Below are 15378 nucleotides of genomic sequence, written 5' to 3' on the forward strand. Positions count from 1 at the left end.
TATGCTCCGCTTAGGAACAGCGGCTGTACCCACAGCTGCTGCACGTCTTGCAGCCTTCGATGTTGATCAGCGTTGCGCCGCCGCAGGACGGGCACAGGTCACGTGATCCGGTGACCTGACCGCCGCCGTAACCACCGCCGCTGCCATAGGCACCCGCAGCCGTATCTTCAGCATTACCTGCACCGCTCACGCTTCCAGCCTCACCAGCCAGATTTACATCTGGCTCCTCAAGAGCCATGGTCGCGGCTACCGGCGCCGGATCATGATCGTAGTCGGCACTGCTGGCAACGTGCGTCTCCAGCGCTTTCGCCACGGCATCCGCAATGGATTCCACGCGGTTTGCACCGAAGCCGATGGCACCCGATCCGCCAATGCCTTTGAGATGCTTGATTAGCAGCTCGACCTTGTTGCCATGGTCCCCGTAACGCAGGAACAGGGAGCAAACCCGGCCCAGGGCTTCCGCCATCGCGAACACATCGGAGCCGGCTTTACCGACATTCAGGAAAATCTCACCCGGTGTACCATTCAGATCATTGATGGTGATATACGCCATACCGAACGGCGTGTTAATCTTATACGTTGCACCGCGCAGCACCTGTGGACGGCTCTTGTACTGCTTGTCCAAGCCGCTTTTACCGCTCACTGCAACATTACCGGTTTCTGCACTAGCCCCCGCATTCACTGCTGGAGCACCTGCATCAGCCTGAACTCCCGCTCCAGCTTCCAACGAAACTGCAGGTACTACCTCCTCTTTCAGCTCCGTATCCGGCGCCTCCACTGGAGATTCTGCCTTGTCTTTCTTCTCGGTCTGCAGCACCTGCACATCACGGCTGCCGTCACGGTAGATCGTGACGCCTTTGCAGCCAAGGTCGAAGGCCAGCTCGTACAGGCGTTTTGTATCCTCGACAGAGAAGTCTGCCGGACAGTTCGCCGTCTTGGAGATTGAACTGTCCACCCAGCGCTGGATAGCGGCCTGTGCACGGATATGATCCTCTGCGGACAGATCCATTGCAGTCACGTAGTAGTTCGGCAGATCTTCACCGGGATGGCTGTCGAGATATTCCTGCGCAATCGGAACGAACTGCTCATCAAAGCCCAACCGGCTTTGACGGAAATATTTAAAGGCAAAATACGGCTCGATCCCGGTCGAGGTGCCTACCATCGTGCCGGTACTTCCTGTAGGTGCCTGAGTAATCACAGTGACATTACGCGCACCTTTGCTGCGCACAGCTTGTCCCACTTCCGGATACGTCTCGACCATATTTTTCATAAATCCGCTCTGCAGATACAGCTCCGCGTCAAATGCCTGGAACGACCCCTTCTCTTCTGCAATATCTGCAGATGCGAGGTAAGCTTCGCGGGCGATAAACCCATACAGCTTGTCCAGGAACTCCATGGATTCTGGGCTGCCATAGCGGATGTTCAGCTTGATCATCAGCTCTGCCAGGCCCATCGTACCGAGACCGACACGGCGCTCGTTTTTCTGATTGGCTTCATTTTCCGGGAAATGATACGGTGTCGTATCAATCACATTGTCCAGGAAACGGACCGAGAAACGCGTCGTTTCCGCCAGATCATCCCAAGCCACATCATGATTGTGCTCATCATAAAATTTCGAGAGGTTCATCGCCGACAGGTTGCATACGCCCCAGCCCGGCAGTCCCTGCTCACCGCACGGATTCGTACAGATAATCGGGTTAAAGTACCAGCTGTTGGACATCTGGTTGTAGTATTCCATGAATACCACACCCGGCTCCGCCGATTTCCAGGCCGATTCAATAATCGTATGCCAGATTTCGCGCGCCTTCACGGTTTTATAGACAATAACCTCGTGTCCGGCTGCTTTCCACTTCTCCAGATCTCCGTCCCAATTCTCGTCATATTCCGGATCTTTCGTATTCGGGAAGACCAGATCCCAGTTCAAATCTTCTTTTACAGCTTTCATAAAGTCATTACTTACGCATACGGACAGGTTCGCATTCGTCACCTCGCCCATCTTCTGCTTCACGGTAATGAAGTCCATCACGTCGGGATGCCAATCGTTGATCATGAGCATCAATGCGCCGCGGCGGCTTCCCCCCTGCTCAATCAAGCCGGTTGTGTAGCTGAACAAGCCGCCCCATGATACCGCACCGCTGGAAGAGCCGTTGACTCCGCGCACAATCGAGCGGCGTGGACGCAGCGAGGACAAGTTGATTCCAACCCCTCCGCCGCGCGCCATAATCTCGGTCATTTCACTCAGCGTCTCCATAATTCCGCCGCGGCTGTCCTTTGGCGATGGAATAACATAACAGTTGAACAGCGTCAGCTCATCACTCGCGCCTGCTCCAGCGGCAATCCGGCCGCCGGGAACCAGCTTCCAGTCATCCAGCACGTGACGAAATTTAGCCTTCCACTCTTCCTGCAGTTCAGGTGTTGCCTCAGCCGATGCCATCGCGGCAGCCAGTCGGTCCCACATTTCCTCCGGCGTCTTCTCAATCGTCAGCGTCAGTTTCTCGACATCGGATTCCACCAGTTCACCCTTTCGGGTCTTCACGGTAACCGTGCGGCCTTCACGCTTCACAATCTCGCCGACCTCCTTGGTCGGAAATTTCGGGTCATCTTTCGTCAGGACCAGAACAACATCGCCTACTTTGGCATTGTTCGAATCAGCATCCTTCCAAGCATAACGGTCCAAAAAGATTTTCTCACTCAAGCCTTCCAGCCGCTGGTTGTGCATCGTACTCAAGGGCAATTACCTCCTATATAAATGAAAATATGTTATATCCATTGCTTCACACCATCTGTCTTCTAACTACGATCAGCCGATCATTTCGGGCCTATGTAACATAACCCCGTATGTACACCGGTCAAACGCTTAATCACACCACATATTGTATGCAAAACTGATTATACTACACTATATATTGTTAAAACGATGAATGAAAAGTGAAAATTAACAGCTCTGCTTCTCGTATCAGCCTCAGTCTTTCCATTGCTCGGCCGCACGCTCTTTTTCGCAGTACCATCTATGAAAAAACCACTGCAAAACTTGCAATCCACTCAACTGTCCAGAAATGACTTCAAGCTGTCCAAAGTTATGAACTTCTTCCATTTTGTCCATACTACTTCTACACCGTTTGTCCGGATGTCCGGAACACTGTATTTAGGAGGAGATTCATCTGAACCAGCCGCCACTTGAATCACATAATGAATTAATTACGGATCAGCGTCTCCCCGTTCCATTACATATCGACCGCTCTTGGCTTCAGGATCTGGAGAGCCGTCTGTCTAAAGGCGGTCCTTGGGGCGATCTCCGATTGTCCCGGCTGGCCGTGAAGGGCGAAGAATCGCGCCTTGTTACCAGCTTTGAGGAGCTGCAGTGCCTGAAGCACATCGGCAGCCTGTCTCCACTTCCTCATCAGACCGATACGGCGCGCCGAGTTCTGTTTGAGATGTCCGGCCGGGCAATCCTTGCTGATGAAGTCGGCCTTGGAAAAACGATCGAGGCCGGTCTCATTCTAAAAGAATATCTCGTCCGCGGGCTGGTCTCCAAAGTGCTGATTCTCGTCCCCGCTTCCCTTGTGCTTCAATGGGTGCGTGAGCTGAACTCCAAGTTCGGGATTCCTGCCATTGCACAGAAAAAAGTTTATTCCTGGGGCAATGATATCGTCGTTGCTTCCATGGACACCGCCAAGCGGGATCCTCATCAGGAAATCCTGTTAAATGAAGAATATGACATGCTCATTATCGATGAGGCGCACAAACTGAAGAACAAGAAGACCACCAATTACCAGTTCATTCAGAAGCTGCGCAAAAAATACTGCCTTCTTCTCACAGCTACGCCTGTGCAGAACGACCTCAGCGAGCTGTTCAACCTCATTACACTGCTGAAGCCTGGGCAGCTGGGACGTCAGGGCGATTTTGCCGCCAACTTTGTTGTCGACAAGCGCCGGCCAAAGAACCAGGATCAGCTCAAAGACGAGCTCGCAAAGGTTATGATCCGCAACAGACGGGGCGAAGGCCCAGTCAAATTCACCAAGCGCACGGTGCGCAACAACTTACTTCAGCTGTCACCGGACGAACAGTCATTATACGATGGCGTCACATCCTTCGTCAAAGATCAGTATCAGGCATCCGGGGGAAATTTAAGCAGTATGCTTTCTCTCGTTACCCTGCAGCGTGAAGTGTGCAGCAGCCGGGATGCCGTGTTTGTTACCCTTGTTAATTTATCGAAAAAGCTGCCCGAAGATTCCCCGCTCCGGGACCGGATCTGGGAGCTTGTTCACTTGATCAAAGCCATCAAAGCCAACACTAAGGCCGAGAAGGCGATTGAGCTGATTCAGAATATGAACGAAAAAGTAATCGTCTTTACCGAATACCGGGCGACCCAGGAGTATTTGCTCAATTATTTCCGTGACTACGGACTTGTCTCTGTGCCTTACCGGGGCGGCATGAACCGCGGCAAAAAAGACTGGATGATGGACCTCTTCCGCGGCAAAGCCCAGGTTATGATTGCAACGGAAGCCGGCGGGGAAGGCATCAACCTGCAGTTCTGCCACCATATGATCAATTTTGACCTGCCCTGGAACCCCATGCGGGTGGAGCAGCGGATCGGCCGGGTCCATCGTTTGGGACAGAGCAATGATGTCAAGATCCACAACCTGTCCACCAAAGGCACGATTGAAGAACATATCCTGAACCTGCTGCATGAAAAAATCAATATGTTTGAGATGGTCATCGGCGGTCTGGATGTCATATTGGAACGTCTGGAGAAGAAAGAGTCGATTGAGAAAAGCCTGTACAAAATCATGCTGGAATCCGGTACAGATGAAGAAATCCGACACAAGCTGAGCTCCCTCGGTGACTCCCTGCATCACATTAAGGAGGAGCTGGAAGCCGATTCAATTCCGCAGCAGCTTCGAGAGGAGGAAGCGTGAGATGAGCTTGACACCGCAGGAAATCCACCAGCATGTACTATCTTACCTGGAGGCCACCGAATGCCAGATCATGGAAAAGTCTCCGCATCATCTGACCGTGAAGCTATCTCCACAGGCGGACAAAATGCTCACCAACCGCCCCTATTACTGGGGGTTTGTTGAACGTACCGGGGCACCCGCCGAGACACTGTCATTCAATTTCGTCTTCGATCCGCCTGCTTATGAAGAGCTGCTGCAGCGGCAGACGACGCCCGATACCCGCTCAGGCACAGCACCACCGCCGGGACAGGACCCTGTCCTTTCTCGTTATTATGGGAGTGCTCCGCTGCTTCCGGTGCTTGGACCGGGACGGGTTCAGCGGGAGGACATCATCTATGGCAGCCGCCGGCTGGCTCAAATTTGGGATGCTTCTCGGGAAGAAGGCCGATGCCTCTATCTATTTGAGGAACCGGATGCAGAAGCAAGGCCCAAAACCCGTTCGGCCGCCCTGGACCAGTGGCTGGGCGTCTGCTTCAAGGTGGAGTTCAGCTGTGACTTGAAGCGTGAGGAGCTGCATTTCTTGGCAATATCCCTCTCCAGAAAAACGATACTTTCCGGATTCGACAAACAGCTCCAGGATCGCAAATTAAGCCCGCGCCTGCCGGAATATGTTCATACCCGCCCTGCTGTTCTGACGTTGTCAGAGGCGGCGTCGATGCTGGAGAATCATCTGATCCAGCAGCTGAGCGGACTCGACTACACCTGGGCAAACCAGGCCCGGATCCGGCTCGCGGAGGAGCTCGCCATCATCGACAGCTACTATGAAGACCTGCTTCAGGAGCCTGACGAGGAGAAGAAAAGTGCGATCCAGGAACAGTACCAAAACCGCCGCAGTGAAATGGTATGGCAGTATGAGCCGAAAATCACATTGTCTGCACTCACCAGCGGCTTGTTTCACCTTTATTCGTCCGGCAGCGGGCTGTCATGACGCCGGTCCCCAAAAGCAGCCAAAAACAGACCTTCAATCTCTATGGTGAAGGCGACAGGGTACAGCAGTCTTTTCAAAGCTTGTCCGATACGATATAAGGGTAAGCTTACAGCAAACGAAAGGCGGTATAACTATTGAACTTCCATCCTTCTCCTGTCAAAATAACACCCCGCAGGGCACGAGCTGCCCTGCTGCTGTTATCACTGCTCCTTCTCTGCAGTCACCCGGGCATCGCTGCAGCTCAAACAGCAGACAAGATAAACCTGCCTGCTGACCGCACTGCCTATACAAAACTTTCTTCACATGCAATACCTTCTTCTGTCCCTCCAGCTGTCGATGTATTTGCGCGCCAATCCATTTCCGAACTCTCACAGCATCCACCCTTCACGAATTGGGAAGATGCCGGTGTAGAATATGTGCCTCTGGGCCCGGGAACCCGCAGCTGGCTCGTGATGCTGAATACGGATCATATTCCGCTCGGTTATCTGATCATTTCCTCGGATAATTCGGGCGGTCTAGTTCTGTCTGAATACGGCATTGGAACCGACCTGCCTTACAGCATGAATACGCTGGAGTCCTCTCTTGCCGCAGCAGGACTCCTTCTTCCCGGCAGTCCCAAGGACAGCGACGCTATCTTACGCTTCACACCAGGAACCACCATTGAAGCCTTATATGATCCGGCACTTCCCCGCTGGAAGGTGAATGTTAAAGACAAACCTGCGCGATATATCCACGCTGTGTCCGGTGAGGAGTTAACAGAACGTACTAATCCATCCGTAAAAGCACCCCACATAACTTCATTCAAGGCACAGCATGTAATGAATGTAAGCCAGTCCTCTCCGGTCATCTCCACGCTCGGGGATTTAGATCCATACCGCAATATGCTGTGGATAACTGCACAGCCTTTACATATCACGCAGCCCGCAGCATTCAAAACTCAACTGCGGGCTGGCAGCAAAACTGCAGTGATCTTCACGGCGGGAAAGCGAAATGCTGAATATGCCGCCCCCCTGTCTCTGACTGGCTGGCAGGAGTGGTCCAGTCCCCAAGGATCTATTCTGTATCTCATAGCCTCACATCATGGTACGGAATTACAGCGTTATCTCCCGGCTGACACACTCATTGGCAAAGGCCGCTTTCTGCCCAGTCCATGATCCATCCTGGATCAGCGGCGTTTTTTCGTGATTCTTGTTTGCGTTTTCGTTACGAGTTCTTCTTTCCATAAGGACATGGAAAATGGTATCATTCCAAACCATCTTGTGCTCCAGGTCTCGCGTTTCGGCTTGGATTTCCGGATCTCCTTCGGTGTGTCGATATAACGTACCACTCGCTGTGTTATATATTTGATCAGTTCATCGCTGCTGGCCATAACCATACCTCCTGATTCACAATGTTATACATACTTCTCCTGTTTTCAGGATGTACCGATCACCGGTTTTCTAGACCTTACCGGATGAATTTCGCAGTTTAAGTACATTCTAAAACAACAAAGACAGAAAACGGAGGGTTCACAGCGATCATGTTACAGCCAAAATTCATACTGCCATTCGCAGTCTTCACGCTCTTCTTAGTTATTCCCTGGCAGCCAGCATCTGCCTCTGCCGCTCAGTTACATGCCACGCCAGCACAACTTCAGCAAGAACAGCCATTGCGCCAGCATCCTTTTACCGAGAAAGTCATTCTGATTGATGCAGGACATGGCGGCATTGACGGAGGCACTTTTTTCGGGAATATTCTTGAGAAAGACATCAACCTCGCCATTTCACGCAGACTTTATATGCTGCTGCGCAGCGAAGGCATTCCAGCCGTTCTGAACCGTGATCAGGATTATGCACTCAGTGATGATAACCGGTGGCATTCCAGCCGTTCCAGACATCAGCGTGATTTATCCCATCGGAAACAACTCAGCAATGAAATTCCAACAGCGATGGTGGTCAGTGTACATGTGAACTGGGGCAGCAATCCCTCCAAACGAGGAGGTCTGGTTCTACATCAGGCAGAAGGCAGAAGCTCACTGCTGGCAGGCTTTATTCAGAACCGCTTAAACCAGCTGTACAGTAAGCATGAGCGTCCATCAGTGGGTAAACCCTACTATCTGCTGAGGCGTACAGAAGTCCCTGCTGTTATTGTAGAGACCGGGTTTTTGAGCAATGGTAACGACCGTCAGCTGCTGACGAGCCGAAATGGTCAGGTTGCGGTGGCTGAAGCACTTGCGGGAGGCATCATCGACTATATAAGCGCCCTTCAACTTTAGAACACTCACTCATTTAATTTAACAATTTTAAATATTATGTCATAAAATATAACATGAATTCTGAGGTTTTCTCCCATAATTTTCACTTCCCTGCTTCTATTTTCAAAAAAATATGGTAGTATTACTAACATAAAATGAAAAACCATATGTTGGGATCAGGGGGAGTCACCATGTTTCAAGGGCTGGGGTTTAAAGAGGGTTTACCACTATGGAAGTCTTGGCGCTTAAATCATCAAATGCAAAGCGATGTGGGAGAGATCTTTGAGGGGATTGCAGAGACACGTAAAGATCTTCTGCTGTCCTGGACAGCAGAATACTGGAGGCACTTGGATTCTTTGACCGAGCGAATCGCAGAGGGTTCAGGCCAGAAGGATGAACTGTTTACCGCCGTGTATGAACGTGCTTCCGATTTTACGGAAATATTTATGCTTGACGATGCTTTCCAGGTGATGCAATCCACATATGACAAGCACATCGGCACCATGTATGACCGTGGAAGCTTGCTCGGCGATGCAGCAGAATATACGATGCATTCACCACAAGGCAAGTGCCTGTACGGTCCGTTTGCTGATCCCGTGACCAGCGAAATCGGACCAAGATCCTCTTCTTTCCATGACAAAATGACGCTTTTGTTCATGAGCACTGTGATGGTGAACGGCAGGTGTGAGGGCATTCTCTGCGGCCGGGTGCCTAACGATGTCATTGGCGATCTCATTCAGCGCGAATCCGGACACATCTATCCCGACTCCGGGGACAATTACATTTTTATGGCAAAGCCCGTGCTGAATGGGCACATTTTGCCCGGAACGGCGCTTTCCCGAAGCCGTTTCGAAGACCGTACCTTTACGCATGGCGAGAATTTGAAAGACGGGGTACATACTGACTATGGCGTCGTTACGGTTAAAGATCATACCGAGTTGGAACTGATGTTTACAGATCCGGCTACAGGACATCTTCATCCCGGCGTGTCTCAAACGATACAGAACGGAAGTAATTTGTTTGTCGCTTATCCCGGATATCCGGATTACCGGCATATCCCGGTCATCGGAAAAGGCGTTACATTCCAGCTGCCTCACTGTCCTGATGTGTGGGGGATGATGTGCGAGGGAGATTTTGAAGAGGTATACCGAATCCGCAATATGGGCTGGAGACTGTTCAAAATCCATGCTATAGCCGCAATACTGCTGTCTGTACTGACTGCCGGCCTGGTCTATGCTTCTGCTGTCTTCATGACAGCTGGAATGGCGGCTATAACGTCTGGAGTTTGCTGTCTGCTTGCTAGCTTGATCACCTATTATACGGTCCGCTCCAGAGAAATCACACCGCTCACTGGACAAATGTCGCATCTGAGCCGTTTTATTCGTATGAATGCCGAAGGTCGGGGCGATCTCACGCAGCGGCTGGACCTTAAGGTTTTTGGTCAGGATGAGACACGGGAGTTGGCCAAATGGATCAACAATATGATCGATTCACTGGAAGGCATCATGATGCAGATCAAATGGACCGCAAGTGATGTCTCTGTCAGTCAGCAGACCATGATGAATATGACCGCCGTTACAGTCACCTCTGCAGAACGCGTCAGCGGCAATGTACATGAAATGATCCGCAGCATGCGCCTGCAGCTTCAGGACATCGACACGGTCAAAGAAAACACGGAAAAAATGAGAGAAACCTTGTTAGAGCTGGAACTTCAAGGGAATCGGCAGATTCATGTCGCCCGCAGCGAGGTTCATGGCATCGGTGAAAAAATGTCTCATATTTCATCCCGGGTGGAAGAGAGCAACCGCACGATCCGTGCTTTTGTTGAAACGGTACAGGAAATTCGCACAGTCCTGCACGCGATTGAGAACATTTCATCGCAAACCCAGCTGCTGGCATTGAATGCATCCATTGAAGCAGCCCGAGTCGGAGAACACGGCCAGGGATTTGCCGTTGTTGCCTCGGAAATTCGTAAGCTTGCGGAACTGACGACCAAATCGACTGACGAAGTGAACCAGATCATTCGTCATATTTATCAGGATGCGGAGCAGGCCTTCCAGTCCATGGAGGACGGTACCCGTGTCGTCCAAGAGGGAACCCTGCTGGTGGCCGCTGCTTCGGAGCTTCTGTCCTCCGCGGCCGAAGAAGATCAACGCAAGCATCAGGCCGTTGACGAAGTCGTGGGGCTGATGGAGAAAATTGCACTGATCAGTAAGGAGAACCGGCGAATCTCCAAAGATGTAGAGCATAAAATCCAGACACTGACCTCCGACATCCACAGTGTCCGTCATACCTCCGGTAGCGTAGAAGCCATCGCTTCTTCTATGCAGCAGCTGGTGAGTCAGTTCAAGCTGACTGAATCCCGAATCCGCTGACCAGACTTCCATTCACTTTATTTCTTCAGCTCATCAAAAAGCACTGACTCTGCTCCTCCATGGCACCTGTCTCATCTTCAGACAGCTGCCATGGAGGCAGGTCAGCGCTTTTTTCATTAGTGAACGAGCAGTCCATCCGGACTCCAGTTATTCTGTTCCATCACCAATTCCGAGATGGATGTGAAACGGATGCCTTCACGCTGCAGTTCCTCGATACTCTCCTTTAATCCGGCCGCCGTTCGCTCTCCGAAGACACCGACGTGACCTATCGTGATGCAGTATTTATTCTTTTTTGCATAGTCTGCAGCCAGCCTGAGCTGTTTCTTCACATGACTTACAGTGTGAACATCATCCAGAAAGATATGGTTATTCACTTCCGGAAGCCCTTTCTGCACAGCAATCTTGCCCGTCACCGAATGGTAATTGGTTTTGCTGTCGATAAAGAAGAGCCCATGCTCCCGGCAAACATCCAGCACGACGGACATAATCCGCTCATCCCCTGTCACCTTGGAGCCCATATGATTGTTTACACCAACCGCATAAGGCACGTCCTGGATCGCCTTTTCCATGACCTCCCGGATCTCGGCATCCTTCATAGTGCTTTTGATGACACCGGGACCCAGCCAACTCGCCCTGCCCTGCTTCGGTTCCATTGGCATATGGATAATGACATCATGGCCTGCCGCATGAGCCTTCTCGGCATCCGCCCGGCTGGTAGGAAGAAACGGCATTACTGCAACTGTGATTCTCACCGGAAGCTGCATCATATCGTCTGTCCCTTTTTGCCCGTTGCCGAAATCGTCAATAATCACAGCCAGTTTATACTGCTCTCCTGTGTTAAGATCATCTGCTGCCGCAACCTGAACACCTGCATCCCCTAATACTATCAATAATATTCCCAGAATAAGCATCATGCGCAAAAGCTTGTACATAGCCATCCCCTCCCCTTCTAATCAGGCTTTTAAGGTATTGTTTCTGACAGGAGAAGATTTTATGTAAATAAAAAGAAAGCTTGTGAATGACTGTTTCCAGCCACTTCACAAGCTTTACTTAAAGGATGCGGTCGAGAGGACTCGAACCTCCACGGGGGTTAGCCCACACGGACCTGAACCGTGCGCGTCTGCCAATTCCGCCACGACCGCATATTAATATGTCTGCCTTTTGACCAGAGTCATTAACGCGGCGACAAGATATATCTTATCATGCTAACTAAGTGGTGTCAACACTTTTTAAAAAATGTTGATTAAAAACATCCGTTCGGGTTAAAATAAGAACATGAGTTCCCATTTGAGAATAAACAAGGCGGTGATCATGATGACGGTTTCTGGCATATCCACTGAAGAACGCTCTCTGATTAAAAGTTACCTTTTTCTTCGGTTTATACACCGGGTATTTGAACGAGATTGCCGGATCATTCAGGAAAGCGGCATTTTCAAGACGCCTGAATTATATGTAGAGCTGGTCGGCAGCGGAGCCAAGAAAACAGCGGTTCTTCTGAAAGAGATCAAACAGGAATTCAAGTCCCGGTCGATGAAGGTATTTGAAATTTCACGCAGCCCGGATGGTGTCGAAGCCCATTATTCCTGCCGGGGTTACGTAGGTTGTATCGAGATCTTATGGCCCTCTTTCCAGCAGGAAATGATGACACGCATGCGTGCCTATCTCGGTCTAACCCATGATTTCACCGATCGTGCATCTGCAGCTGATCCGATTCCTTCCGCCGCTTCACCCTTTCCTGCCGTTCATTAAGGTACTATCTCCTACATGAATGCAGTCAGATCACAGTAGTCTGACAAACAACAAATAACCGTCTGACTCCCGGCCTTTATCATGCCCGTCAGACGGTTATTCGCTGCAGCTGCTGTATCTGATTCTAATGAAGGTTGGGCTGAATTCGCATTAAGCCCTGTGAAAGAGCATGCCCGGCACTAGCTGCGGAAGATACCGCAACAGCTTCCATGATCTGTGCATCACTCGCCCCTTTGGAGCGCGCTTCTTCCATATGATAAAACGTACACAGCTCATTATTTGCGAACAGTGCCACACCAAGTGCAATCAGCTGCTTCGTCTTGGCATCCAGTTCACCTTCCTGAAAACAGGTTCCGGTAAACTGGTGATACGATTCCGCAATCCCGGGCATGGCTTCCTTCAAGTTCAGGATTTCATTTTTGTAAGAGCTGACTTTTTCACTATGAAATTCCATCGGCTGCTAACACCTCACTGTTTCTCTAATCTTCAGGGATTAGAGTGTCCCGAGTAAATACAAACTATGCTAGGTATCCAGCGGACTTGTGCGCGGCTCGCTTTGCAGCTGGTAGCTGTAGCTGCGGCTGAGCTTGACGACTCGGCGGTTGCGCCGCCGGAAGATCACTTGCTCTGCATCCCAGGCAACCACTATGCCGATCACATCATTGCTCTCCAGGTCATCCCGGACGACACGGACTCGTTCTCCCGACAAGCGGAGCTCGTTTAATTGCTCGTCACTGATCATGTTAAACCCTCCTCACTGCTTTCGTTATGATTCAAAAAAGAGACCTGAATGATGAGAACCATTCAGATCTCTTACCGTCATATAGAAATATCTCGCATCACACCAGCGGTCACTTTAACGCTGGGCAGGCTCGATACTATCATTCTTTTCAAACCAGAAATCAAGTACAGTGGATGACATAACCCGCTTCTCAACATATTCCACCTGCTGTGCAGTGAACTGCTCTCTCCAGTCGTAGGAGAGCTCTTCGCACATCTTAGCAATCGTAAGAAGTTCAGACCAGGCTACATATCGTTTATACCAGAAGAACTGAGGATGTTCGATCATATAGGGATAAAGGTCATCAAACTCGGTATGCTTGCAGTCCAAAGCACGTTCGAAATGCACCTTTGCTCCGTTCAGCTTCTCAATCAGATAAGTTTCGGTTACCGGCTCTTTCCCCATGTTGCTGCCTCCTCTCTCTTTCCTGTCTCTATATTATAAAGTAAAAAAACGTGACAGGAAAGGCGTAGTTCGTATTTTAGGCACAGGTTTCACAAAAATTCCATATGTTCGCTCAATCTGCAAACGTAATTTTTCCGCCATGCAGGGACTCGATCTGCAGCAGCGGCTCAACCTGAATCCCCTGCTCCCTCAGCGTTCTCGCACCGGCTTGGAAGCTCTTCTCAATCACAACACCAAGCCCGACCAGTTCAGCACCCGCCCGCTCAATAATCTTGATCAGCCCGCGAGCAGCATCCCCGTTCGCAATAATGTCGTCGATAAACAGCACCTTGTCTTCTGCACCAATGAATTGGCGGGACATCATAATATCTGTCACAATCCCTTTCGTAAACGAAGGAACCCGCTCACACAACGCGTCCGGATCTGCCAGCAGCGTCTTCTTGCGCCGGGCGAACACCATCGGAACACCAAGCTCCAGCGCCACTGCGAAAGCTACGGAAATCCCGGAGGACTCCAGGGTGACTACCCTTGTAACCCCCTTGTCCCTGAAACGGGACGCAAAAGCTTTTCCCATCTCCATAATCAGGGAAGGATCCACCTGATGCGTCAGCAGTCCGTCCAGCTTGACAACCTGGTCCGACACCACGACAGCTTCCTCCATCACCCGCTGTTTCAACCAATCCATATCATGACCTCCCACGCCATTTACCTTTGTCGTAAAATTACCACATTTCAAGAGGATCAGGCAAGTCTTTGTCTTACATCGCAAAACTCATGACAGTCATGTCCGGCCCCGGACGGGCATACCCTGTACTATGCACACTAGCGTGAATAACAGGAAATGGAGGTTCTATCATTGAATAAACGGATTCATGTTTTTCAAATCGCTTTTACATATATCGGTACCATTGTAGGCGCAGGCTTTGCCACAGGACGGGAAATTCTACAGTTTTTTACCCAGTATGGATATCTGGCGGTATTCACCATATTGCTCTCAACGCTGCTGTTTATCCTGCTCGGTGCCAAAATGATGACACTGTCCAGACAGATCGGAGCGGCCTCCTATGAAGATCTAAACAAGCATTTGTTCGGAGAGCGGCTCGGAAGCATTATCAGTCTGATCATGCTGGTGATTCTGATAGGCGTAAACAGCATTATGCTGGCCGGCGCAGGCTCTGTGTTTATGGAAAACCTTAATTTCCACTACCAGACAGGATTGCTGCTCACCATCATTGGAACCTATCTGATCCTGCGTAAAGGCATGACGTCCATCCTCTACATGAACAGCCTTGTCGTTCCCATGATGCTTGCCTTGTCCCTACTTATTGTCTCTAAAAGTATTCATCTGCCTGGTGCCGACCGTTTCTGGACGATGTCCAGCGATCACAGCCTGCCATCCGTTTGGCTCGCTCCCCTGCTCTACACAGCTTTTAATCTTGTGATGGCTATGCCCGTTCTCGTTCCGCTTGGAAGCCGGACAGGAAGTGAGCGCACAGTCCGGTGGGGAGGTATCCTAGGCGGTGCCGGTATCGGATTTATGCTGATGTGTGCCCACTTCGCCATGTCTGCCAAAATGCCGGGAATCAGCCAGTTTGAAATTCCGATGGGCAGCATCGCGAGTCAGCTGGGATGGCTTGTACAGATCATCTATATCCTGCTTATTTTTCTCGAAATTTTCAGCACATTTGTCGCCAATATGTACGGGATTACGCTGCAGTTGCAGCAGCGCACCTCTATGAATCCGAGGCTCATTACCCTTGGTATTATGACAGCCTGTTACGTCTTCAGCCAGTTTGGTTTCAGCTCCCTGCTTTCGATTCTTTACCCGCTGTTCGGCGCTCTGTGCCTGATCTGGGTAACCAGGCTGTCTGTATTCGGACTGTCGCTGGCTCGTAAAATATAACAAAAGCTGTTCCCCCTTGCCGCGATAAGGTTAGGGGAAACAGCTT

The 15378-nt window shown here is 50.6% G+C and carries 15 protein-coding genes and 1 tRNA gene; 7 read left to right on the forward strand and 9 right to left on the reverse strand.

The window, feature by feature from the left end; all coding sequences use genetic code 11:
• Nucleotides 1-10: 10 nt before the first annotated feature.
• The gene (locus HII30_RS06005; RefSeq protein WP_246246168.1) at nt 11-2719 is read right to left on the reverse strand and encodes an adenosylcobalamin-dependent ribonucleoside-diphosphate reductase; all 2709 of its coding nucleotides are present in this window, start codon (nt 2717-2719) and stop codon (nt 11-13) included.
• Between the two features lie 323 nt (nt 2720-3042).
• Nucleotides 3043-3186 (reverse strand): hypothetical protein, encoded by a 144-nt coding sequence (locus tag HII30_RS06010; protein ID WP_169504130.1) that lies wholly within the window; start codon nt 3184-3186, stop codon nt 3043-3045.
• Nucleotides 3187-3197: 11 nt separating this feature from the next.
• Between HII30_RS06010 and HII30_RS06015 the strand changes: the two genes are divergently transcribed.
• From HII30_RS06015 to HII30_RS06025, 3 genes are all read left to right on the forward strand, one after another.
• Complete coding sequence (locus tag HII30_RS06015) at nt 3198-4919, forward strand: DEAD/DEAH box helicase (RefSeq protein ID WP_169504347.1); 1722 nt, start codon at nt 3198-3200, stop codon at nt 4917-4919.
• Nucleotide 4920: 1 nt separating this feature from the next.
• The gene (locus tag HII30_RS06020) at nt 4921-5886 is read left to right on the forward strand and encodes a YqhG family protein (protein ID WP_169504131.1); all 966 of its coding nucleotides are present in this window, start codon (nt 4921-4923) and stop codon (nt 5884-5886) included.
• A gap of 134 nt (nt 5887-6020) precedes the next feature.
• Nucleotides 6021-7040, forward strand: coding sequence for a hypothetical protein (locus HII30_RS06025; RefSeq protein WP_169504132.1), 1020 nt, complete (start codon nt 6021-6023; stop codon nt 7038-7040).
• A gap of 11 nt (nt 7041-7051) precedes the next feature.
• Here HII30_RS06025 and HII30_RS06030 read toward each other — a convergent pair whose 3' ends face one another.
• Nucleotides 7052-7255, reverse strand: coding sequence for a YqzE family protein (locus HII30_RS06030; protein ID WP_169504133.1), 204 nt, complete (start codon nt 7253-7255; stop codon nt 7052-7054).
• A gap of 150 nt (nt 7256-7405) precedes the next feature.
• On the opposite strand from HII30_RS06030, the gene HII30_RS06035 reads away from it, so the two are divergent.
• Complete coding sequence (locus HII30_RS06035) at nt 7406-8140, forward strand: N-acetylmuramoyl-L-alanine amidase family protein (protein WP_169504134.1); 735 nt, start codon at nt 7406-7408, stop codon at nt 8138-8140.
• Between the two features lie 170 nt (nt 8141-8310).
• A complete protein-coding gene (locus tag HII30_RS06040; protein ID WP_169504135.1) occupies nt 8311-10494 on the forward strand; it encodes a methyl-accepting chemotaxis protein in 2184 nt (727 codons plus the stop codon).
• 116 nt (nt 10495-10610) lie between these two features.
• Here the strand turns inward: HII30_RS06040 and HII30_RS06045 are convergent, their stop codons facing one another.
• On the reverse strand, nt 10611-11426 hold the full coding sequence (locus tag HII30_RS06045) for a divergent polysaccharide deacetylase family protein (protein WP_246246151.1): 816 nt from the start codon (nt 11424-11426) through the stop codon (nt 10611-10613).
• A 126-nt stretch (nt 11427-11552) separates the two neighbouring features.
• A tRNA-Leu gene (locus tag HII30_RS06050) sits at nt 11553-11636 on the reverse strand.
• A gap of 145 nt (nt 11637-11781) precedes the next feature.
• Here HII30_RS06050 and HII30_RS06055 point away from each other — a divergent pair.
• The gene (locus HII30_RS06055; protein ID WP_246246152.1) at nt 11782-12243 is read left to right on the forward strand and encodes a YhjD family protein; all 462 of its coding nucleotides are present in this window, start codon (nt 11782-11784) and stop codon (nt 12241-12243) included.
• Nucleotides 12244-12367: 124 nt separating this feature from the next.
• Here HII30_RS06055 and HII30_RS06060 read toward each other — a convergent pair whose 3' ends face one another.
• The 4 genes from HII30_RS06060 to HII30_RS06075 all read right to left on the reverse strand — a co-directional run bounded on the left by HII30_RS06060 (nt 12368) and on the right by HII30_RS06075 (nt 14114).
• Nucleotides 12368-12697: a carboxymuconolactone decarboxylase family protein gene (locus HII30_RS06060; RefSeq protein ID WP_169504137.1), complete on the reverse strand. Its 330-nt coding sequence runs from the start codon at nt 12695-12697 to the stop codon at nt 12368-12370.
• 69 nt (nt 12698-12766) lie between these two features.
• A complete protein-coding gene (locus HII30_RS06065; protein WP_169504138.1) occupies nt 12767-12985 on the reverse strand; it encodes a hypothetical protein in 219 nt (72 codons plus the stop codon).
• A 114-nt stretch (nt 12986-13099) separates the two neighbouring features.
• Nucleotides 13100-13429, reverse strand: coding sequence for a hypothetical protein (locus HII30_RS06070; RefSeq protein ID WP_169504139.1), 330 nt, complete (start codon nt 13427-13429; stop codon nt 13100-13102).
• Nucleotides 13430-13541: 112 nt separating this feature from the next.
• Nucleotides 13542-14114: a xanthine phosphoribosyltransferase gene (locus tag HII30_RS06075; RefSeq protein ID WP_169504140.1), complete on the reverse strand. Its 573-nt coding sequence runs from the start codon at nt 14112-14114 to the stop codon at nt 13542-13544.
• Between the two features lie 171 nt (nt 14115-14285).
• On the opposite strand from HII30_RS06075, the gene HII30_RS06080 reads away from it, so the two are divergent.
• Entirely contained in the window at nt 14286-15332 is a 1047-nt protein-coding gene (locus HII30_RS06080) for a YkvI family membrane protein (RefSeq protein WP_169504141.1), read from the forward strand.
• Nucleotides 15333-15378 lie beyond the last annotated feature (46 nt).

It is taken from the genome of Paenibacillus lemnae, from assembly GCF_012933385.1.
GTDB classification, from domain to species: domain Bacteria; phylum Bacillota; class Bacilli; order Paenibacillales; family Paenibacillaceae; genus Paenibacillus_AQ; species Paenibacillus_AQ lemnae.